Raw genomic sequence first — 21,505 nt, 5'->3', positions numbered from 1 at the left:
CGCTCTCGGGCGCCGAGGTGCTGCGGCGGCGGGGCGACGGCGAGTTGCTGGTGCTGGTGCACAACAAGTGGCGTCTGAGGGTCATCGAGCGCGACCACCCCTCGCTGTTCATGGAGCCGTTGCTGGCCGGAGGCGTCGACGAGGAATACTGACCACCTCGTCGGCTCTTGTTCACAGGGGTGTTCACGCCGTGTCGCGAAGCGGCCAGGCACGGACACCGGCTCAGCCCCCGCCACCTCTGAGGAGTCGCGCTGTCCTCCGCGCCGTCCACCACCGACACGTCCGTCCCCCACCGGTCCGCCCCCAGGATCATCGCCGCGTCCGCACTGGTCCTGGCCCTGAGCGGCCCGGGACAGACCGCGGGCATCGCCGTCTTCGTCGACCACGTCATCACCGACCTCGACGTCAGCCGCTCCGCCGTCTCCCTGGCCTACATGGTCGGAACCCTGTCCGGCGCACTCGCGCTTCCCTGGATCGGCCGCGCGGTGGACCGCTTCGGGGTCCGAAGAGTCCTCGCGCTGGTGGCGCTCGGTTTCGGCGCCTTCCTCGTCCTGTTGGCCTGCGCCCAGGGACTCGTCGGGCTGACGGCCGGATTCGTCGGGGTACGCGCCCTGGGTCAGGGCGGCATGACCCTGGTCGCCACGACCGCCGTCGCCATCTCCGTGACGCGCAACCGGGGAACACTACTGGGACTGACCAGCTCTCTCGGCGCGGCCGGGATCTCCCTGTTCCCCCTGCTCGCCGAGCGCGTGATCACCGCACTGGACTGGCGGTACACCTTCGTCGCGGAGGGGGTGCTGATCTGGGTCATCGTCCTGCCCCTGGCCTGGTGGGGGCTGCGCGGAGTTCCTCGGACCTCTCCTGAGGCCCCCTCCTCCGCGGCGCGGCAACCGGACGGCCTCCGGGAACCGGAGTGGCCACTCCGGGCGATCGTTCGGACCTCGATGTTCTGGGCGATGGCCGGAGCCATCGCGTGCAGCGGCCTGGTCTCCACCGCCGTGTTCTTCCACCAGATCGCCGTACTCGGTGAGCAGGGGCTCACCCCGGCCCAGGCCGCCGTCAACTTCCTGCCCCAGACCGTCGCGGGCCTGGGCGCGGCGCTGCTGTTCGGATCGGCCGCCGACCGCCTCTCCCCCAAGGTGTTGATGTGCGCGGCCATGGCCATGCACGCCCTGGCTCTGGTCACGCTGCCGCTCGTCTCCCCCGGGCTCGGCGCGCTGCTCTACGGAGCGGCGCTGGGCGCGGCGGCCTCCGGCGCCCGCGCGGTGGAGAGCGCCGCACTGCCCTTCTACTTCGGGACGGCGAGCTTGGGCACCCTGCGCGGGCTGACCCAGTCCGTGGCGGTCGCCTCCACCGCCGTCGGGCCCATCCTGCTGTCCCTGGCCCACGGGTGGGCGGGTTCCTATCGGCCGGGAATCATGGGACTGGCAGTGCTGTGCGCCCTGGTGGCGATCGCGGTGTGCTTCGCCCGCCGACCGCTTCGCCGCACCGCCTGATCGAGGCAGAACCGCCGCGACCACAGACGTGAACAACAGATGTGAACGTCCCAGGACCCCACCCAAAAAATCACTTTGGGTTATCGATGCGGAAATGCGCCTGTCATCCATATCACGTCTTTGATCTGGATAAACCACGGCGAAACCTTTGCTGTGACAGTTGTCTCAGTCGCTCTACGTGACTCGAACTCTCACGTAAGGGTAAGTTCGTTGTAGGTCGTCTCCCCCGCAAGGGCGTGAGATGACCGCGTTCTTCCCGACCCGCCCCAAGGGCGCGGTCGGGCCCGCGGCGACGGAGCCGCGTCCGGGGCACCACGAGTGCCGCACCGGATCCCAGGCGCTGAGCGCGCCCCGACCCCCCAGGTCCGGTGCGCGTTCGCCCGCGCCGTCGCCGAACACCTGACCCGAACACCGCGGTCCTCGTCGTGGGCTGCCCAAACCAGATGGGTTCCATGAATCTGCCTGTGAAGACCCCTCGGTCTTTGATGTCCAAGATCCCCGCCGCGGCTCAGCTGCGCGCCGACGTGTTGGCCGGACTGGTCGTGGCCCTGGCCCTGATCCCCGAGGCCATCGCCTTCTCCCTCATCGCCGGGGTCGACCCCCGCGTGGGCCTGTACGCCTCCTTCGTCATGGCCGTGTCCATCGCCTTCCTGGGCGGACGCCCCGCGATGATCTCCGCCGCCACCGGAGCCATGGCCCTGGTGGTCGCACCCCTGTCCCTCGAACATGGCGTCGACTACCTCATCGCCGCCACCATCCTGGCCGGGCTCATCCAGGTCGCCCTGGGCCTGCTCGGAGTGGCCAAACTGATGCGGTTCGTACCGCCCAGCGTCATGACCGGGTTCATCAACGCCCTGGCCATCCTCATCTTCACAGCCCAACTGCCGCACCTGGCCGGGGTCGGGGTGCCGATCTACGTCATGGTCGCCATCGGACTGGGCATCATCTTCGGCCTGCCGTACCTGACCAAGGTGGTCCCCGCACCGCTGGTGGCCATCGTCGTGCTCACCGTGGGCGCCCTGTCCCTGGGCATCCCCGCCCAGACCGTCGGCGACATGGGAGAACTGCCCAGCACCTTCCCGATCCCGCTGATCCCGGACGTGCCCTACACGCTGGACACGCTGGTCCTGATCGCCCCCTACGCCCTCACGCTGGCGCTGGTGGGCCTGATGGAGTCGCTGATGACCGCCAAGGTCGTCGACGACCAGACCGAGACCCCCTCCAACCACGCCCGCGAGGCCCGCGGACAGGGCATCGCCAACGTCCTGGTCGGGTTCTTCGGCGGTATGGCCAGCTGCGCGATGATCGGCCAGACCATGATCAACGTCAAGTCCGGCGCCCGCACCCGCGTCTCGACCTTCCTGGCCGGTGTGTTCCTGCTCGTCCTGTGCGTGGCCCTGGGCGACATCGTCGGCATGATCCCGGTCGCGGCGCTGGTCGCGGTGATGTTCTTCGTGGCCATCGTGACCTTCGACTGGCACAGCGTCGCCCCGGCCACCCTGAAGCGCATGCCCTGGAGCGAGACCCTGGTCATGGTCGTCACCGTCGCCGTGGTCGTGGCCACCCACAACCTGGCCCTGGGCGTGATCGTCGGCGTACTGGTCTCCATGGTCTCCTTCGCCCGCCGGGCCGCCACGCAGGCCGACGTCACCAGCGTGCTCGACCCCGAGGGCGGCACCCGCGTGTACTCGGTCAACGGCGAGGTGTTCTTCGCCTCCACCGGCGAGCTGGTCAACCGGTTCGACTACACCGAACAGGGCCTGACCAAGGTCGTGGTCGACATGTCCAACGCCCACGTGTGGGACTCCTCGGCCGTGGCCGCCCTGGACCAGGTCACCGAGCACTTCCGCCGCCACGACGTGACGGTGGAGATCACCGGCCTCAACAAGCCCAGCGCGCACCTGCACAAGGAGCTGTCCGGAACCCTCACCGGCGGCCACTGACCCCGAACGCACCCAGGGCGGGGGCCACCGGGGATCGTCCCGGTGGCCCCCGCCGCTGTGCGCACACCGGCCAAGAACCCCACCGAAGCCGGACTTTCACTACCTGACGCCCCCGGTACTCCCACCACCGGGAGGCCCCGGGGAAGGCCAGGCCAGGCCTGCCCAGCGCCGACCCGGCACGCCCCCGGGCTTCCACAGCAGACCGCGCACCGGAACGGCTCCACGGGGACATGGTGGAACCGCCCCGGCACGCGGCCTGGCGCACCTCTCAGGAGACGGTGCGGTCGGTGGCGCGGTCCGCTTCCGCCGACGCCCTGCGCTTCCTCACGATCCTGACGGTGCGGGAGACGACGAACCACGCGAACAGCAGACCAATGACCACGACGACAGCCCTGCTGAGCAGACTGCTGTACTGGGACAGAACGGGATCGATCTGCGGTCCGAACACGAAGCCCAGTCCGATCCAGAGGGTGTTCCAGACGGCGCTGCCGACGAGGGTGTAGAGCGAGAACTTCCACATCGACATCCGCTCGATTCCGGCGGGAACCGAGATGACGCTGCGCACGAGTGGGATGCACCGGCCGACGAGGACGGCGGCACCACCCCAGCGGGCGAAGACGCGTTCGCCCCGGTCGAAGTCCTCCACCTCGAACAGGGGTGCCTTCTCGAAGAGCCACCGGGTACGCTCCCGCCCGAAGACGGCGCCCACGGCGTAGAAGATCCACGCGCTGACCATCGAGCCGACCGTCGCGCAGAACAGGGCGAAGGCGAAGTTCATCTCCCCGGAGTAGGAGAGGTAGCCGGCGACCGGCAGGATGAGTTCGCTGGTCACCGGGGGGGAAGAGCGTCTCGATGGCGAGGGCCAGACCGACCCCCACCCACTTCGGGCAGGAGAGCGAGCCTGCCTGGCGCAGGTGACAGACCGGAGTGGCTACCCAGGGTCCAGGCGATCACGTGGCCCGGCGTGCTCAACGAGGTCTCTCCCCCGTGTCGTCTGCCGTATCGTGCCAGGGCGGGGGAGGGTACGCGCTATCACGGCGACGCCAGGGGGCACCGCGGCCGGGGCGACCGTCGCGCCTGCACAGGCCAGGGACCAGACCGTCGGTGAGGGGCACCTTGACGCGCCCGTCACCGCTCCTCATCGGCCGCGAAGCCGGGGGAACGAACTGAGCGGGAGTTGGGCATGAACCCGTTGGACGCCATCACCGTCGGCACCCCGCTCAGCTACCTGGTGCTCGTCGCCTGCCTGGCGGGCTCGGCCGTGTTTCCGCCGCTGCCCAGCGAAGCGGCGATCTTCATCGCCGGGGCCCTGGCCGGGGCCGGACGCCTGAACGTCGCCGCGGTGGCCCTGTGCGGCGTGGTCGGCTCCATGCTGGGCGACGGTACCGGTTACCTGGTCGGGCGCCTGTTCGGCCAGCGCGCACTGGCCGGGCTACGGCACCGCGAGCGGGGTGGCAGAGCCGCGGAGTGGGCGCGCGGCCGCATCGAGCGCTACGGCGGCCCCGGTATCGCCGTGTCCCGGTTCGTTCCCGGAGGTCAGAGCGCCTTCAACATCACGGCGGGCACGCTGGCCTATCCCCTGCGCCGTTATGTCCTCTACTCAGCCCTGGGCGCCTGCCTGTGGGCGGTCTACGGCACCCTGGTCGGCGTGCTCGGCGAGAGCGCGCTGGCCACGGGCAACTGGATCGGCGTGGTCCTGGCGGTCCTGGCTGTGATGCTGATCGTCACCGCGCCCCGTCCGCTAAGGCGGAGGCGGCGGCGCGCTTCCACTCTCCAGGACCACGGTCAGGACGGCTGAACGCCTGCGGCCGTCCATCGCACGGCGCGGTTCCACGGGCCGGTGCCCGTCCGACGGGTTCCCGGGAGAAGGGAGCGGGGCGGGGCGCTGGGCGGGCAGGGCCGGGCCGACCACGGGGCGCTCACAGGACAAGGAACCCGACGGTGCTGGCTCCCAGGACCACCGCCCAGGCCGGAGCCCGCCACACCGCCAGGGCCACGAACGCGACGGCGGCCACGCCCATCGTCGCGGGTGAGACCACGCCCTGGACGAAGACCGGGTCGTACAGGGCGGCCCCCAGGATCCCCACCACCGCCGCTCCTGCCCCGGCCACCGCGCGCCGCGCACGGGGCGCGGCGCGCAACTGCTCCCAGAACGGCAGCGCGCCCACAACCAGCAGGGCAGAGGGCAGGAAGACCGCGGCGAGGGCGATCGCCGCACCCAGCAGCGGGCTCCCGGCCACAGGCATCAGCGCGCCCAGGTAGGCGGCGAAGGTGAACAGCGGCCCCGGCACGGCCTGGGCCGCGCCGTAGCCCGCGAGGAAGGACTCCTGGTCCACCCCGCCGCCGCCCACCACCTCGGCTTCCAGCAGCGGCAGGACCACGTGTCCACCGCCGAAGACCAGGGAACCCGCGCGGTAGAAGCCATCCGCCAGCCCCACAGCCGTGTTGCCGGTCAGCGAGACCAGGAGGGGCAGCCCCGCCAGGAGGGCAGCGAACAGGGCCAGGCACAGCAGCGCGGTCCCGCGCCGCACCAGGACCCCGGGCTCGGCCCGCTCGCTCGGGTCGGGAACCGGGTTGTTCAGCCAGAACAGGCCCAGCACGCCGCCCACCAGGATGGCCGCGACCTGGCTGACGGCCGAGGGCAGCAGCAGGACCAGCACCAGAGCGGCCACCGCGATCGCGGCCCGACGTCCGCCCGAGGCCAGGTTCCGGGCCATGCCCACCACGGCGTGGGCGACCACGGCCACCGCGGCCGCCTTCAGCCCCAGCAGCCATCCGGCTCCGGGTTCAGCGCCGATGGCTTGCACGCCCAGGGCGAAGGCGACCAGCAGCACCGCCGAGGGCAAGGTGAAGGCCGCCCAGGCCGCGGCCATGCCCGCATACCCGGCCCGGCGCAGCCCGAGCGCCATACCGACCTGGCTGGAGGCCGGACCGGGCAGGAACTGGCACAGCGCCACCAGGTCCGCGTAGGCGCTCTCGGTGAGCCAGCCGCGACGCACCACGAACGCCTCACGGAAGTAGCCCAGATGCGCCACCGGGCCGCCGAACGAGGTCAGCCCCAGCCCCAGGAAAACCCGGAACACCTCCGCAGCCGACCCCCGATCCGGGGCGAGCACCCGCGCACCGTCTCCCGCGCTCATCCGCGCACGTCCCACCAACGCCAGGCCGCCAACGGCACCGTTGGTGTGCTCATGTCCAGGCTCCTCAGCGGTGGGACGGCACCCACCCAGATGGACGAGAACCGATATCGCCAGACGATATCCAACAAGGGGACACGCCCCTGTGCCCGGCCCCTGTCGCGGAACGGGAAGATCGGCACAGGTCCAGAGGGACACGTGGCTGTCCCCCCACAGCGGCCAGGCACACCGCTGCCGGCGGACGGCCTACCGCTGGAGCAGCGCGGCCGCCAGGGCTTCGAGGGACGGCGCCTGAACCTGCGGGGCGACCATGGAGCCGGGATACGGCCCGCCTCCGCGGTTGACCCAGGCGCCGATGAGACCCGCGCGTTGGGCACCGTCCACATCCCACGGGTGCATGGCGACCAGGGCCACCTCCTCTGCTTTCACACCGGCCTCATTGACCGCGTACCGGTACGCGGCCGGGGACGGCTTCCATGCCCGGGGCCGACTCACGTCCAACCGTCGCTCCACCAGTTCCAGCAGACCCTCCCGCTCCAACAGGCCCTCGGTCAACGCCGCGGCGCCGTTGGTCAGCGTGAACAGGCGGACCCCCACCTCATACAGTCGCCGCATCCCCGCCGCGACGTCGGGATGACAGCGCAGCTGGCCGAAACCGTCCAGAACATGGTGCACCGCGGCCTCCACATCCCCCGACCGGTCGTCGCCTACGGAAAGCATGTCCCGGAGGACGTCGGCGGCCACATCCGCGAAGTCGGCGTAGGCTCCCGCGGCGGTCAGCCCGAAACCGTCACGCAACACACCCGCGAACCACGTGGGCATCAGGTGCGCGGGCGCCCCCACCTCCTCGAACCTCTTCCTCAACGGCGCCAGGTCGCTGAGTGTCTCGTTCACGTCGAAGACCACGACCTGTGGAACCTGGACCATATCCGCCTCCCGTGGAACCCTCTCCCGCGATCCCCTCGCGTCGCGGGCACCACACGGATGTACCCGCGCAACCGCCCACCCCACGTGCGTCCATCGGAAACCGCACCGCAGGCTTGCGGCACCCGGCGGCCGTACCGTGCCAGCGCGGCACCTGTTCGCAGGCCCGGGCGGGTCCCTGGGCACACCCATCCGTCGCGGCGCCTTCGGAGAACGCGCCACCACACGCAGCAGGGAAAGCAGCAGAAAGCGGCCGGGGCGCGCCCATGCCGCCAGCGTCCGCTCGGCCACACGTAGGCATTTCTCACCGGTATGAGGCAGGTAGAGGCCGCGCACCAGCAGCTGTGCACCACATTCCTGTTCTCAGGCCAGATTCGAGGCCCACGGCAGGTTCACCTACTACGGATTGCTCCCCGAGGCACTGGCCGCGCTCGCAGCGGACATCACCGCGCTGGCGACCCGGGCGGAACAGGCACGCACGCTCCGGCGCCCCTGCGACTGAACCGCCGCCCCCGGCAGCCAGGGCTATGGGGCCACTCCCCCGCAGGGTGCGCGAGACCCTCTCCCTGCCCCGCTCAGACCGCTGTCGGCATCACGTCCCCAGGAGGGCGGGTAGGAGCACCTCCCGTACCTTCTGGTCGATGTCGTCGCGGATCTTGTGCACGGCCGCCGCGGGCTGTCCGGAGGGTTCGGCGATGTCCCAGTCCAGGTAGCGCTTGCCGGGGTAGACCGGGCAGGCATCCCCGCAGCCCATCGTCACCACGATGTCGGCGGCCCTGACCACGTCGTCGGTGAGCGGCTTGGGAAACTCGGTGCGCAGGTCGATGCCGATCTGGGCCATGGACTCGAACACGTCCGGGTCGATCCCCGACCGGGGCAGTGATCCGGCCGAGCGGATGTGCACCCGCTCCCCCGCCAGGTGGCGCAGGAGCCCGGCCGCCATCTGGGAGCGGCCCGCGTTGTGCACGCACACGAACAGCACCTCCGGCACCGGTTTGGCGAGCTGTCCCTGGACCTGGGCGATGGAGGCCAGGCGCTCGGCGGCGAAGCGCTCGGTGAGCACGGGCAGGTGTGCGGTCACTGCGGCGCTGTGGGAGAGCTTCTCGTAGGAGTCGGTCAGGCAGCGGCGGACGGTCTCGGGCGAGAAGATGCCGGTAAAACGGACCGTCAGCCGTTCCTGGACCCGGGCGAGGAGGTCGTGCGGGTCCAGTACCCCCGGCAGTGGTGCGGGGGACGGCCCTCTCCGAGCGGTCTCACTGGGCTGTTGTGCCCGCAGGGGTTGGAGGGCCTCACGCAGGGTCGGCTCCCGCCTGTCCTCGTCGTCGGCGGAGACGAGCCGGGGCAGGACGCCGTGCAGGCGGGTCGCGGCCGGGGTGGCGGTGTAGAAGGTGTGATTGCCCTCCCTGTGCCGCTCGATCAGGCCCGCGTCCGCCAGGACCCTGAGGTGGTGACTGACCGTGGGGTCGGTCAGGTCGAAGGAGGCGGCGAGGCCCCTGACGGCCACACCCTCCTTCGGGCCGGTCACCGTCAGACTGAACAGGCGCAGCCGCACGGGATCGGCGAGGAGTTTGAGCTGGGCGGACAGTCGGTTGGCCGTGCCGACCGGAAGCGGAACCGGGGTTCGCTGCGGTGTCGGCCCGTCGTGGGGCTGCGGACTCATGGGGCGGTCACTTTCCTGCGCCGGTTCCTGGAGGGGGATTCGCGTGCCTCAGGTGGAGGAGTCGGACAGGCCCAACAGGTCGCGCAGAGCGGACCCGCGGTCCGTGGACAGGGAGTACCACGAACGCTTGCCCTCCCTGCGGCGTTCGAGCAGACCCGCGTCGAGCAGCTTCCTGAGGTGGTGGCTGGCGGTGGGCTGGCTGATCTCCAGCGTGGCCACCAGGTCCTGTACGTAGGCCTGTCCGCCCGGGGCGGTGGCGATGGCGTGCAGCAGGCGCAGACGGGTGGGGTCGGCGGCGGCCTTGAGCAGGGACGCGATGTCGTCCGCCCGTTCCGGTGAGTACGCGGGCTCCGCGCCCGGGGACGACGGTCGTCCTGAGACGGCCTCGTCCGAGCGTTCATCCAGGTGCGTCCGATCCACACGTGCAGTGTAGGCGGGCGAGCGCCGAGCCTCGGCATCAGGCCGCGTCGACGTCGAGCCGGTACCCGACCCCGCGGATGGTGTGGATGTACCTGGGACCGGCCTCGGTCTTTCTCAGCTTGTCGCGCAGGCGGCGTATGTGCACGCTGATGGTGTTGTTGACCAGGGGCTGATCCCTGTTCCAGACCTCACGCCATATCTGTTCCCTGGTCACCACGAGCCCGGCGTGGTCGACCAGGTACTTCATGAGCTGGAACTCGCGCAGCGCCAGGTCGATCCGGCGTCCGCACACGCGCAGCTGGTATCCGTGCGGATCGAGTTCGAGGATGCCCGCCCGCACGACACCGGGAGCGCTCGCCTCCGCACGGGGTGCGCGGTCCGGGCGGGCAGAGCGGAGGATGGCGGCGAGTTCCGAGGCCCGGTAGGGGCGGGTGACACAGGCGGTGGCACCCGCGCCCAGGGCCCGGGCCGCGCGTTCGGCGTCGTGGTCCCGCACGCCGATGACGACCGGGATGTCCAGGACCGCGCGTACCGCCCTGATGAGCGCCTCCAAGGGCAGACCTGGAGCGTCGGCTCCCACGATCAGGATGTCGGGGCGTGCCATACCGATGCGCAGCAGGGCCTGAGCACTGTCGGTGCACACCCCGATGTCCATGCCTTGGGACCCCAGGTCCAGTACCAGCCCGTGGGAGATCTCGGCTTCGACCTCCACCAACAGGACACGCGCGGGACCGGCCTCAGGAGGGTGCCTCTGATCGTGGCACCGTTCCGCGGAACGATCCGTCAGAGTGGCAGTACGGGCGGGCATACCAACCTCCAGAGTTCTGTACGTGTCGTGCCGGATCTGCGTCGTGGGGCTCGCCGGTTACCCGAAGCGCCCCCCGATCAGCGGCCCCGGGTAGACGGGAAACCGGAAACCAGTGGTTCAGCCGAGGCGACCCCCCGATCAGCGGCCCCGGGTGGACGGGAAGCCGGAAACCAGCGGGATCAGCCGAAGCGACCGCTGATATAGTCCTCGGTCCGTTTGTCGGCGGGCTTGTTGAAGAGGGTCGTGGTCAGGTCGTACTCGACCAGACGGCCGTGGCGTTCCCCCGCATCGTCGACGTCGGCGGTGAAGAAGGCCGTGCGGTCGGACACGCGCGCCGCCTGCTGCATGTTGTGCGTGACGATGACGATGGTGAACTCGTTGGCCAACTCGTTCATCAGGTCCTCGATCTTGAGGGTCGCGATGGGGTCGAGCGCCGAGCAGGGCTCGTCCATCAGGATCACGTCGGGACTGACCGCGATGGTGCGCGCGATGCACAGGCGCTGCTGCTGACCGCCGGACAGGGCCAGGGCGCTCTCGCGGAGCTTGTCCTTGACCTCGTCCCACAGGGCGGCCTTGGTCAGGGCCTCCTCGACGATGTCGTCCAACCCCCTGCGGACCCCGTTGACACGCGGGCCGTAGGCGACGTTGTCGTAGATCGACTTGGGGAACGGGTTGGGCTTCTGGAAGACCATGCCGATCCGGCGGCGCACCTCGATGGGATCGATGTCGGAGGCGTACAGGTCATGGCCGTGGTAGCGCACGGTCCCGGCGACGCGGGCTCCGGGGATGAGGTCGTTCATCCGGTTGAGGGTGCGCAGGACGGTGCTCTTGCCGCAGCCGGAGGGGCCGATCATCGCGGTGATCTGGCGCGGGCCGACCTTGAGGCCGACGTCGCGCACCGCCTGGTACTCGCCGTAGTACACCGACAGGTCGGTGATCTCGAAGACGGGGTCGCCCAGGTCGGGGACGTCCCGGTCGTAGACGACACGGGTGGCCGGGGCCTTGGTCGCGAAGCCGTGTGCGGAGGTGGTGGTCATGGGTTTGTCACCGGTTCCTCTGGTAGCGGTTGCGGATGAGGATGGCCGCGGAGTTCATCGCCAGGATCACCGCGAGCATCAGCACGATCCCGGCCGAGGCCAGGGCCTGGAACTCCTCGCGGGACTGGGCGATCCAGCCGTAGATCTGGATGGGCAGGGCCGTGTACTGGCTGAGCAGGCCGTCGGGGTTGAAGGAGACGAAGGTCAGTCCGCCCAGCAGCAGCAGGGGCGCGGCCTCTCCCGCGGCCCGGGACAGGGCGAGGATGGAGCCGGTGGCGATACCGGGGACCGCGGCGGGCAGTACCTGGCGCCAGACGGTCTGCCACCGGGTGGCGCCCAGGCCGTAGGAGGCCTCCCGCAGGGAGGAGGGCACAGCGCGGATCGCCTCACGGGAGGCGATGATGACCACCGGCAGGACGAGGAGCGACAGGGTGAGGGCGCCGGTGACCAGGGTGAAGCCCAGGCCCAGCATGCGGGCGATGATGCCCAGGCCCAGGATGCCGTAGACGATGGAGGGTACGGCCGCCAGGTTGGAGATGTTCAGCTCCAGCAGCCGGTTGTACCAGGTGTGGGGGTTGGCGTACTCCTCCAGGTAGATGGCCGCCATGACGCCGGTGGGCAGGCAGAACAGGGCGATCAGCCCGATGAGCCAGACGGTGCCCCACAGCGCGGCCTGGGCTCCGGCCTCCTCCGGGCGGCGGATGGAGGCGAACTCGGTCAGCAGGCGCGCGTCCAGGCGGGACCAGCCCTCGATGAGGACGTAGCCGATGAGGACGGCCAGGAACAGGACCGCGACCACCACGCAGGCCCGCAGCAGCAGGGCGAACACCAGGTCGGCCCAGCGGACCCCCCTGCGCCTCAGGTCGGTGTCCGGCGCGGGTGTGCCGGTGCGCGGTTCGACGGTGACGGTCATTCGTACACCTCCCGGTACTTGCGCACCAGGCGCGCGCTGAGCAGGTTCATGGCGAAGGTCATGGCGAACAGCAGTGCGCCGACGGCGAAGATGGTCTGGTAGCTCAGGGAGCCGATGGGCAGGTCGCCGGTTCCGGCCGCGGCGATGAACCCGGTCATCGTCTGCATGCCCTCCAGCGGGTTCAGCGTCAGGTTGGGCTGGCCTCCGGAGGCGATGGCCACGATCATCGTCTCCCCGACCGCGCGGGAGACCGCGAGCACGAAGGCGGCGACGATCCCCGAGAAGGCGGCGGGGACGACCACGCGGGTGGCGACCTGGCGCGGTGAGGAACCCAGGGCGTAGGAGCCCTCGCGCAGTCCGGCGGGGACGGCGCTCATCGCGTCCTCGGACAGCGAGGCGACGGTGGGCACGATCATCACGCCCATCACCAGCCCGGCGGAGAGGGCGTTGAACACCTCCGGCCCGTTCTCCCCGGGCCAGTACTCCTGGAGGAACGGGGTGATGAACCGCAGGGCGAAGAACCCGTACACCACCGTGGGGACACCGGCCAGGACCTCCAGGACCGGCTTGACGACGGCGCGCGTGCGCGGGTGGGCGTACTCGCTCAGGTACACGGCCGCGCCCAGCCCTACAGGGATGGCCACGCACAGCGCGATCAGGGTGATCTGTAGCGTGGCGCTCACCAGCGGCAGCACACCGTAGGAGGGGTCGGCGAACAGGGGCGTCCACTCGGTGGTGAAGAAGAACTCCGTCCAGCTCACCTGGCGGAAGAACTCCACGGTCGTGGGCACCAGGGATCCCACGATCCCCACGGTGGTGGCGACCGAGACCAGCGCGGCGACCGCCAGCAGGACCTGGATGACGGTCTCCGCGTAACGGGGGCGGGACCGCCGCAGCGGCTGCGCCGCTGCGGCGGTCCTCGATGACGAGTCCGTCATGAGTCGGCGTTCTCCTTCAGCGCCTCCAGGTCGGTGTTGAGCTCCTCTTCCTGCTCGGGGTTGAGCGGGATGAACTGCGCGTCCTCGGCGATCTGGGCGTGCTCCTCGACGAAGAACTCCACGAAGGCCAGCGCCTCGGGCCGCTCCAGGGCCGAGGTCGTGGGGTAGATGAACAGCGGACGGCCCAGCGGGGCGTAGGAGCCGTCCTGGACCGCCTCCACGCTCGGCGCCACGCAGCCGTCGCCGTTGTCGATCTCCACGGCGGTCAGGGTGTCGGCGTTCTCCTCGTAGTAGGAGAAACCGAAGTAGCCCATACCGCCGGGGCTGCCGGAGACGCCCTGGACGGTGACGTTGTCGTCCTCACTGGGGGCGTAGTCGGTGCGGGTGGCGCCCTCCTCACCGTTGACGGCCTCGGTGAAGTAGTCGAAGGTGCCCGAGTCGGTACCGGCCCCGAACAGCTCCAGCGGCTCGTCGGGGAAGGACTCGTCGACCTGGTTCCAGTTGGTGACCTCGGAGTTCGGCCCCCAGATCGCCTGCAACTGCTCCACCGTCAGGCAGGTGGCCCAGTCGTTCTCCTTGCTGACCACGACGGTGAGGGCGTCGTTGGCGACGTGGAACTCCTCGAAGGACACGCCGTTGGTCTCGCAGACGGCGGCCTCCTCCTCGTCCATGGGCCGGGAGGCGCCGGTGACGTCGAGTTCGCCGTTGCAGAACTTCTCCATACCGCCGCCGGTACCGGAGATGCCCACGGTCACCTGGACACCGGGGTTCTCCTCCTGAAAGAACTCGGCCGCCGCCGTCGACAGCGGTCCCACCGTGCTGGAGCCGTCCACGTTGACCGTGCCGGACAGCCCGTCACCCGCTTCGGCGCCCTGGTTTCCACCGCAGGCGGTCAGCGCGGCCACCAGTGCCGTCGCTCCCGCGACGCCAACGAACGCGCGCTTGTGCTTGGTCACAACCTTGCCCCTCATCTTGAGTTCAACCGGCCCGCCATCTCGAACTATGACGTCAAGACGTATGTAAATGTGTCTAAGTGAACCCAAGGTGAACTGAACGAGTCTCCTATTGGAAGAGGCCTGGTGCTCCCGCTACCACCCGCGCTCTGTTCAACCTGGTGTGCGCGAGAGGCGACGTAGCGTCGACGGAAACGGGAGCCCTGATCACCACCGTCGGATCCGGTGCCGCGGAAGCTCAGCGCGGCACGACCGGGATCACGGGACCGAGGGAGCCCTCAGCGCACCGTGCACAAGGCGTCCGAACCGTCCGGTGATCGAGGGATCGGGATCGTCGAAGGGCTCGCGTCCCAGGAATCCGTGCGCGAGGCCGCGACCGAAGACCAGGGAGGTGGACGCCCCGGCCGCGAGGGTGCGGCGTGCGAACTCCTCACCCTGTTGACGCAGGGGATCGTGCTCAGCGGTGACGACGACCGTGGCGGGCAGCCCCTCCAGGCCGGATGCCAGCAGTGGTGAGGCCTCGGCCAGGGTGCGGTCGGCGGGCCCCATGTAGAGGTCGAACAACCGGTTGAGCAGTCTCCGGGCGGCCTCGCTGGCGGCGGAGGGTCCCTGGGTCGTCCCCGGGGCGGCCCGCAGGTCCAGCGCAGGGTAGACGAGCAACTGCGCAGCCAGTCGTGGCCCTTCCGCCGAGGAGGCCAGGCGCAGTGCGATGGCGGCGGCGATCTGTCCACCGGCGCTGTCCCCGGCCACTCCCATGCGGGATGCGTCCAGCCCGAGGGCGGCGGCGTTGGCGGCGGTCCAGCGCACCGCGGCCTCGGCGTCGTCGATCGCCGCCGGGAAGGGGTGTTCGGGTGGTCGACGGTAGTCCACGGAGAGCACGGCGGCCCCACAGGCCCGGGACAGGGTGCGAGCGACCGGATCGTAGGATTCGACGTCGCCCATGACCCACCCGCCGCCGTGGAAGTAGACCAGGACCGGCAGGACCGCGGCGGCGTCGGGCAGGTACAGCCGTGCGGGCAGACCGGCGACGGTCAGGTCACGCACCCGCGCCAGCGCTGGCCGGGGCAGCCGGGCCATCTCTTCGGTGTGGGCTTGACGAACCTGGCGGACCCAGGCGTCTGTCGAGGGCATGTACGTCCTGTCTGGGGGCGAAAGCAGGTGGTGGATACGACGCCAGGATCAGGAAGTGGAGCAGTAGCTGCCGTCAGCGCAGGACACGGTGCCGGATGCGGTTTCCTCGGTCGGGCGCCGTCTCTCCAGGAGGACGGTGTCGCGCCAGACCCCGTGGTGGCGGGCGACGCGCTCGCGCAGGCCCACGGTGCGAAAGCCCGCCTGGTGGTGCAAAGCGAGACTGGCGCGGTTCTCGGGGAAGATCGAGGTCTGCAGGGTCCACAGTCCGGCGGCGTCGGCCTCGGTGACCTGCCGGTACAGCAGCGCCTTGCCCACGCCCCGGCCGCGCTCGCCCTCGGCGACGTAGACCGAGGTCTCGGCCACCCCGGCGTAGACCTCGCGGACGGAGACCGGCGAGGCGGCGGCCCAGCCGACGACGCGGCCGCCCGCCTCGGCCACCCAGCGGTGCCCGGCTATCCACCTGTCCTTCAGCGCGCCCGCCCCGGGGACCTCGGTCTCGAAGGTGGCGTCGCCGGTGGCGACGCCCTCGACGTAGATGCGGCGCACCTCGGCCAGGTCGGCGTCGGCCATGGCCCGGGTGGTGACGTCGGTGGGCAGGTCGGTGGGGCAGCACGGGCGGGCGTTGAGCATGCCCATCACCGCGTCGGCGGCATGTGGCAGGCCCGTGCAGCAGTTTGGGTTGACCGCCACCCGGGTGGAGGTGCCCACCTTGGTGAGGGTCACGAAGCCCACGTCGGCGAGCTTGCGCAGGTGGTGGGAGACCGTGGGCTGGCGGACCTCCACCATCTCGGCGAGCTGTCCCACGCTGACCGTCCCCGGGGCGGTGGCGATGGCGTGGAGCAGTCGGACGCGCATGGGTTCGGCCAGGCAGGCGAACCAGGCGGCGTAGGTCTCGGCGTCGGCGGCGGGAAGGAGGCGGTCAACGTGCTCAGAAGTCGTCACTGTCATGCCTTCATTATTGACGAAGATCTATAGTTGCGTCTATCGGCTGTCGTCGATAGAGTCTCATCTCATAGACACCAGTCGATGAAAGAGGTGTGTCATGGCTGACGAGCTTCCGGTCGTGGTGATCGGTGCGGGCCCCGCCGGGTTGGCGACAGCGGCGGAGCTGGTCGCGCGCGACCTGCCGGTCCTGGTCCTGGAGAAGGGGGACTCCGCCGGGGCGGCGGTGGCCGAGTGGGGCCATGTGCGCCTGTTCTCGATGTGGCGCGACCTGGTCGACCCGGCCGCGGAGAAGCTGCTGACCACCACCGGCTGGCAGCGCCCGGACGACGCGGGCTACCCGACCGGCCGCGAGTGGGTCGAGGCCTACCTCGCTCCCCTGGCCGAGACCCTGGGCGGGCGGGTCCGCTTCGGCGCGGAGGTGACCGGCGTGAGCCGCCTGGGCCGGGACCGGGTCGTGGACTCCGGGCGCGCGGAGCAGCCCTTCACCGTGCGCCTGCGCACCAGCGCCGGGGAGGAGCGGGTCCTGGCCCGCGCGGTCGTGGACGCCTCGGGCACCTGGGGCTCGCCCAACCCGGTGGGCGGCGACGGACTGCCCGCGCTGGGCGAGTTGACGGCCGCCGAGCACGTCTCGTACCGCATTCCCGACACCGCCGCCCCAGCCGGGCGGGCCCGCTACGCGGGTCGGACCACGGCTGTCGTCGGCAAGGGGCACTCGGCGCTGACCGCCCTGGTCGGTCTGGCCACGCTGGCTGGGCAGGAGCCCGGCACCGAGGCGGTGTGGGTACTGCGCCGCGAGGAGATCGGCGACGCCTTCGGCGGAGGCGCCGCCGACCAGTTGGCCGCGCGCGGCGCCCTGGGGCAGCGGGCCAAGGCCGCGGTGGAGGCCGGGCACATCCGGGTGGTCACCGGCTTCCGCACCGCCGAGGTCCGCGCGGAGCAGGACGGGCGTCTCGTGCTGACCGACGAGGGCGGCCGGGAGCTGGAGCCCGTGGACGAGGTGGTCGCCCTCACCGGGTTCCGCCCCGACCTGTCCTTCCTGTCCGAGATCCGTCTCGGCCTGGACAGCACCCTCCAGGCACCGGTGGAGCTGGCTCCGCTCATCGACCCCAACGTGCACTCCTGCGGCACCGTCTACCCCCACGGGGCGGCCGAGCTCTCCCACCCGGAGGAGGGGTTCTTCCTGGCCGGGATGAAGTCCTACGGTCGCGCCCCGACGTTCCTGGCCCTGACCGGCTACGAGCAGGTGCGCAGCATCGCCGCCCACCTGGCCGGAGACCACGAGGCCGCCGCCCGGGTGGAGCTGGTCCTGCCCGAGACGGGGGTGTGCAGCGGCGGAGGCCTGTCCGAGGAGCCGGAGGCGGCCGAGAGCGGCGGCTGCTGCGGCCCCGCGCCCGAGACCGCGCAGGAGCCCGCGGCGCAGGAGGGCAGCTGCTGTGGCGGCCTGGCCGTCTCCGAGGCGCCGGTGCTCTCCGTCGGAAACAGCGGCGCCGCGACCGCCGAAGCGGCGTCCCCCTCGGCCGGGAGCGGCTGCTGCTCCGACTCGGCGCAGCAGGTCGAACTGGGTGAGCCGGACCGGGTCTCGTGACACCTGTGTCCGGTCGGGTCTCCGGCGCGCCCGTCCCCACGGTGGACGGTGCGCGCCGGGGCCTGGCGGTCCTGTGCGTCACCGTCACTGCCAGCTACGGGGCTTTGTTCTACGCCTTTCCCGTCCTGGCGCCGAGCATCACCGCCGACACCGGGTGGTCCCTGACGACGGTGACCGCGCTGTTCTCCGCCTCCCAGGTCATGGCGGGGCTGGTCGGCATCCCGGTGGGGCGCTGGCTCCAGGCCCGGGGGCCGCGCCCGGCGATGACGGCGGCGGCCCTGGTCGCGGCTCCCGCCGTGGCGGCCATCGCCCTGGCCCCGAATCTGTGGGGCTTCGCCGCCGCCTGGCTGGTGGCCGGAGCGGCGATGGCCGGACTGTTCTACCCTCCGGCCTTCGCCGCCCTGACCCACTGGTACCGGCAGGACAAAGTGCGCGCTCTGACTGCGCTGACTCTGGTCACTGGGCTGACCAGTACCATCTTCGCTCCCTTGACCGCGTTACTGGAGGGAGTGTGGGGCTGGCGAGGCGCCTACCTGGTGCTCGCGGCCGTGCTCCTGGCCGTGGTGGTGCCCCTGCACGCCTTCGCCCTGCCCCGAAGCCGATCCCCTGAGGACGACGGCCATCCGGGCGGTCAGAAGAAGGATGTGCGCTCTGTGGTGCGGAGCCGCGCTTTCTGGGCTCTCACAGCGGCTCTGCTCCTGGGGTCCTTCACCATGTACGCGGTCGTGATCAACATCGTCCCCCTGTTGGGGGAACAGGGCTTCGGCACGACGGAAGCCGCCTGGGCCCTGGGTATGGGCGGTGTGGGACAGGTGCTCGGCCGCCTGGTCTACGCGCCCATGGAACGACGGACCGGCCCGGTGCTGCGCGCCGTGGCCGTGTTGGGTGCCTGCTCGGCGACCACTCTCCTCTTAGCTCTGACCCCTGGCCCTCTGGGATTGGTCCTGGTCGTCGCCGCCCTGGCGGGCATGGCACGCGGCATCCTCACCCTCCTCCAGGCCACCGCCGTGTCCGACCGGTGGGGAACCGGGAACTACGCCACCCTCAACGGCGTCATGCACACCCCGCTGATGTTGGCCATCGCGGTGGCGCCCTGGGCAGGCGCGGCGCTGGCCGGTCCGCTGGGCGGATATCCGGCGGTGTTCACGGCCCTGGGAGCCCTGGCGGCCCTCGGCGCGCTGACCGCCCTCGCCACCCATGTCAGGAACGGGCCGTTTCCCTCCACCACCCTTTCTCGACCATCTCTCCGGCGCACTCCCCCCGTATGACGGCCTCTCTGCACGAATGAAGGTAACCCCGTCTCATGGAAAACGTCCCCCTCGCCGTCGTCGGCGCCGACCGGGAGGGCCTGGCCACCGCCCGGCGACTCCGGGGTCCAGATCGCCGCGGAGCCGGCCGACGTGGCCGGGGTCAGCCTGGCCACCCGGGCGTCGGTGACCTGGCGAACCAGCGGTCCCCGGGCCGGGACGCCCGACACGTCGTGCGGCGGCTGCCCGTCAAAGCACGCCCATGACGAAAACGTTCGCCTCCGCCCGAGGAGCGCACGCTGAGAAGACCCGCCCGAACCGGATCACACACCGTGGAAAGAAGAGGACCATGCGGCAGGCAGAGGCAACCACCGTGTCGGAAGCGATCAGCTCAGAGGAGGAGAGGGCGATCTCCCTGCGTCACCTGAGCGCCGCCAGGCGCCGGGCCCTGCGGACCCTGTGCGATGACGGACCGGCCTCGACCCAGGACATCGCCGACATGTGGCGGCACAGCACCCCGCTCACGGCCCGCGCCCACCTCATCGCACGGCTGCTGTGGGTCCTGGAGTCCCTGGACTACGCCGAACCCACCGACGTGCCAGGGGTCTACCGCGCCACCGCGCGCGGCGCACGCGCCCTCCAGTGGCACTGAGCGCCCGCCGCCTCACCCTGTTCCGGCCCCTGCCTCGGCTTCAAGAACCCGCGTGATCTGCGCGACGGTCGTCTTGGCGGTGCGCGCCGCACCGATGAGGGTGGCCGAGGCCGGGCCCGTCCAATCGCCGTAGCCCAGCAGGTGCAGGCGGGGTTGAGCCACGGCCCGGGTTCCCTCCACGGCGATCCTGCCCTGTTCGTTGACGAGTTCCAGGGAGTCGATGTGGTTCAGCACCGGGTGGAACCCCGTGCACCACACGATCACGTCGCAGTCCATCGTGGTGCCGTCGGCCCAGGCCGCACCGGTGCGGGTGAGGCGGTCGAACATCGGCTCGGCTTTGGTGTCTCCGCGTTCGCGGGCCTCGCGCACGCTCGGCACCACCACGATGTCTCCCAACTCCGCGATGCCCTCAGGGCGGGCTTCTCCTCGTTCGGCTGCTTTCTGCGAGCCGGTGGCGAGGGCGAAGAGCGCCCTGCCGTCGACGTCGTCGGGCAGGAACCGGGGCGGACGCGAGGTGACCCAGGTGGTCTGCGCGACCTCGGACACTTCGGCCAGGATCTGGGCCGCCGAGTTACCGCCGCCTACCACCACGACGCGCTGACCTGCGAACCCTTCGGGGCGGCGGTAGTCCACCGTGTGGAGCTGCTCGCCCTCGAAGACGTCACGGCCCGGGACCTCAGGGATGTGGGGCGCCCGCCAGGTGCCGGTGGCGCTGATGACGTACCGGGCCGACCAGGTGTCCCCGTCGGTGACCAGTCTCAGTCGGCTTCCCGTCCGCTCGACCCGACGCACGTGCACCGAGCGCCGGACCGGGAGAGCATAGCGGCGCTCGTACTCGGTCAGATACCAGGCCACGTGCCGCGCGCTCGGGTACTCCTGTCCCTCCTCAGCGGGCATCCACCAGCCGGGCAGCATACTGTGCGCGGCCGGGGAGAACAGCCGCAGAGAGTCCCAGTACCCGGGCCAGGACCCTCCCGGTTCCTCACGGTCGTCCAGGATGACGAAGTCGGCCTTGGCGCGGCGCAGAAAGTACCCGGCCGCCAGTCCAGCCTGTCCACCGCCGATGACCGCGACGTCGACCAGGTGTTCCATCCATCCTCCCGATGATCACGTGAACGGGGCCCGCGTTCCCGCGGGCCCCGGGGAAGCGCCGTCCTATCGCAGTTGAGGGGCGAACCGCTTGCGCCAGGCCAGGGACACGTACACCAGAGCGATGAGCACGGGTACCTCGATCAGCGGACCCACCACCCCGGCCAGGGCCTGGCCGGAAGTGACACCGAAGGTGGCGATCGCGACCGCGATGGCCAGTTCGAAGTTGTTGCCCGCCGCGGTGAAGGCCAGCGTCGCGGTGCGGTCGTAGTCCATCCCGATCGCCTTGCCGAAGGCGAAGGTGCCGAACCACATGATGGCGAAGTAGGCCAGCAGCGGCACCGCGATGCGCACCACGTCCAGCGGTTGGCTGGTGATCCGGTCCCCCTGGAGGGCGAAGAGCAGCACGATGGTGAAGAGCAGGCCGTAGAGCGCCCACGGGCCGATCCGGGGCAGGAAGTTCGCCTCGTAGCGCTCGCGGCCCATCTTCCGCTCGCCGATCCGGCGGGTGAGGAACCCCGCCGCGAGCGGGATGCCGAGGAAGACCACCACGTTGAGCGCGATGAGCCAGGGGGAGGCGTCCAGGCCGCCGGTGTCCAGGCCCAGCCACCCGGGCAGCAGGTCCAG

20 protein-coding genes are annotated in these 21,505 nt (G+C 70.7%); 6 read left to right on the top strand and 14 right to left on the bottom strand.

Translation table 11 applies throughout. The features are described 5' to 3' along the window. Positions 1-308: 308 nt before the first annotated feature. A complete protein-coding gene (locus FYW99_RS31225; RefSeq protein ID WP_223839891.1) occupies positions 309-1,496 on the top strand; it encodes an MFS transporter in 1,188 nt (395 codons plus the stop codon). A 443-nt stretch (positions 1,497-1,939) separates the two neighbouring features. Next, positions 1,940-3,439, top strand: a complete 1,500-nt coding sequence (locus FYW99_RS31220; RefSeq protein ID WP_150256158.1) for a SulP family inorganic anion transporter — start codon at positions 1,940-1,942, stop codon at positions 3,437-3,439. A gap of 268 nt (positions 3,440-3,707) precedes the next feature. Here the strand turns inward: FYW99_RS31220 and FYW99_RS31215 are convergent, their stop codons facing one another. Next, complete coding sequence (locus FYW99_RS31215; RefSeq protein ID WP_223839879.1) at positions 3,708-4,271, bottom strand: DedA family protein; 564 nt, start codon at positions 4,269-4,271, stop codon at positions 3,708-3,710. A gap of 351 nt (positions 4,272-4,622) precedes the next feature. On the opposite strand from FYW99_RS31215, the gene FYW99_RS31210 reads away from it, so the two are divergent. Continuing rightward, on the top strand, positions 4,623-5,237 hold the full coding sequence (locus FYW99_RS31210) for a DedA family protein (protein WP_150256155.1): 615 nt from the start codon (positions 4,623-4,625) through the stop codon (positions 5,235-5,237). Between the two features lie 121 nt (positions 5,238-5,358). Here the strand turns inward: FYW99_RS31210 and chrA are convergent, their stop codons facing one another. The 11 genes from chrA to FYW99_RS31155 form a co-directional block, all read right to left on the bottom strand. Further along, positions 5,359-6,579, bottom strand: coding sequence for a chromate efflux transporter (chrA, locus tag FYW99_RS31205; RefSeq protein ID WP_150256153.1), 1,221 nt, complete (start codon positions 6,577-6,579; stop codon positions 5,359-5,361). 243 nt (positions 6,580-6,822) lie between these two features. Next, a complete protein-coding gene (locus FYW99_RS31200) occupies positions 6,823-7,503 on the bottom strand; it encodes a haloacid dehalogenase type II (protein ID WP_150256151.1) in 681 nt (226 codons plus the stop codon). A 589-nt stretch (positions 7,504-8,092) separates the two neighbouring features. Beyond that, positions 8,093-9,160, bottom strand: coding sequence for a metalloregulator ArsR/SmtB family transcription factor (locus tag FYW99_RS32905; protein WP_150256148.1), 1,068 nt, complete (start codon positions 9,158-9,160; stop codon positions 8,093-8,095). Positions 9,161-9,208: 48 nt separating this feature from the next. Beyond that, positions 9,209-9,580, bottom strand: coding sequence for an ArsR/SmtB family transcription factor (locus tag FYW99_RS31190; protein WP_223839877.1), 372 nt, complete (start codon positions 9,578-9,580; stop codon positions 9,209-9,211). Between the two features lie 37 nt (positions 9,581-9,617). After that, on the bottom strand, positions 9,618-10,292 hold the full coding sequence (locus FYW99_RS31185) for a winged helix-turn-helix transcriptional regulator (RefSeq protein WP_223839881.1): 675 nt from the start codon (positions 10,290-10,292) through the stop codon (positions 9,618-9,620). 275 nt (positions 10,293-10,567) lie between these two features. Next, positions 10,568-11,425, bottom strand: coding sequence for a phosphate ABC transporter ATP-binding protein PstB (gene pstB / locus FYW99_RS31180; protein WP_150256143.1), 858 nt, complete (start codon positions 11,423-11,425; stop codon positions 10,568-10,570). 7 nt (positions 11,426-11,432) lie between these two features. Continuing rightward, the gene (gene pstA, locus FYW99_RS31175) at positions 11,433-12,338 is read right to left on the bottom strand and encodes a phosphate ABC transporter permease PstA (RefSeq protein WP_150256140.1); all 906 of its coding nucleotides are present in this window, start codon (positions 12,336-12,338) and stop codon (positions 11,433-11,435) included. Next, positions 12,335-13,276 (bottom strand): phosphate ABC transporter permease subunit PstC, encoded by a 942-nt coding sequence (pstC, locus tag FYW99_RS31170; protein ID WP_150256138.1) that lies wholly within the window; start codon positions 13,274-13,276, stop codon positions 12,335-12,337. The genes pstA and pstC overlap by 4 nt, the downstream gene beginning before the upstream one ends. Beyond that, positions 13,273-14,232: a PstS family phosphate ABC transporter substrate-binding protein gene (locus tag FYW99_RS31165; RefSeq protein ID WP_223839869.1), complete on the bottom strand. Its 960-nt coding sequence runs from the start codon at positions 14,230-14,232 to the stop codon at positions 13,273-13,275. Before FYW99_RS31165 ends, pstC begins: the two co-directional genes overlap by 4 nt. Positions 14,233-14,487: 255 nt before the next feature. Further along, complete coding sequence (locus FYW99_RS31160) at positions 14,488-15,360, bottom strand: alpha/beta hydrolase (RefSeq protein ID WP_150256134.1); 873 nt, start codon at positions 15,358-15,360, stop codon at positions 14,488-14,490. 48 nt (positions 15,361-15,408) lie between these two features. Continuing rightward, positions 15,409-16,308 carry a helix-turn-helix domain-containing GNAT family N-acetyltransferase gene (locus FYW99_RS31155; RefSeq protein WP_150256132.1) on the bottom strand — a complete coding sequence of 300 codons (900 nt, stop codon included), beginning with the start codon at positions 16,306-16,308 and terminating at the stop codon, positions 15,409-15,411. Between the two features lie 94 nt (positions 16,309-16,402). Here FYW99_RS31155 and FYW99_RS31150 point away from each other — a divergent pair, with 94 nt between their 5' ends. From FYW99_RS31150 to FYW99_RS31140, 3 genes are all read left to right on the top strand, one after another. Further along, positions 16,403-17,890 (top strand): FAD-dependent oxidoreductase, encoded by a 1,488-nt coding sequence (locus tag FYW99_RS31150; RefSeq protein WP_150256130.1) that lies wholly within the window; start codon positions 16,403-16,405, stop codon positions 17,888-17,890. Further along, complete coding sequence (locus tag FYW99_RS31145) at positions 17,887-19,158, top strand: MFS transporter (protein ID WP_150256128.1); 1,272 nt, start codon at positions 17,887-17,889, stop codon at positions 19,156-19,158. Before FYW99_RS31150 ends, FYW99_RS31145 begins: the two co-directional genes overlap by 4 nt. Positions 19,159-19,486: 328 nt before the next feature. Beyond that, on the top strand, positions 19,487-19,789 hold the full coding sequence (locus tag FYW99_RS31140; RefSeq protein WP_150256126.1) for a hypothetical protein: 303 nt from the start codon (positions 19,487-19,489) through the stop codon (positions 19,787-19,789). A 12-nt stretch (positions 19,790-19,801) separates the two neighbouring features. On the opposite strand, the gene FYW99_RS31135 is transcribed toward FYW99_RS31140, so the two are convergent. Both FYW99_RS31135 and FYW99_RS31130 read right to left on the bottom strand, forming a co-directional pair. Further along, positions 19,802-20,881 (bottom strand): ArsO family NAD(P)H-dependent flavin-containing monooxygenase, encoded by a 1,080-nt coding sequence (locus tag FYW99_RS31135; protein ID WP_150256124.1) that lies wholly within the window; start codon positions 20,879-20,881, stop codon positions 19,802-19,804. Between the two features lie 63 nt (positions 20,882-20,944). Beyond that, a partial coding sequence (locus FYW99_RS31130; protein WP_394350390.1) for an arsenic resistance protein occupies positions 20,945-21,505 on the bottom strand: 561 nt, incomplete at its 5' end.

This window comes from Nocardiopsis deserti (genome assembly GCF_008638355.1).
Classification (GTDB): Bacteria; Actinomycetota; Actinomycetes; order Streptosporangiales; family Streptosporangiaceae; genus Nocardiopsis; species Nocardiopsis alborubida.
The sequence above is the reverse complement of the archived record's forward strand: the minus strand, read 5'-3'. Positions and strand labels throughout refer to the sequence as shown.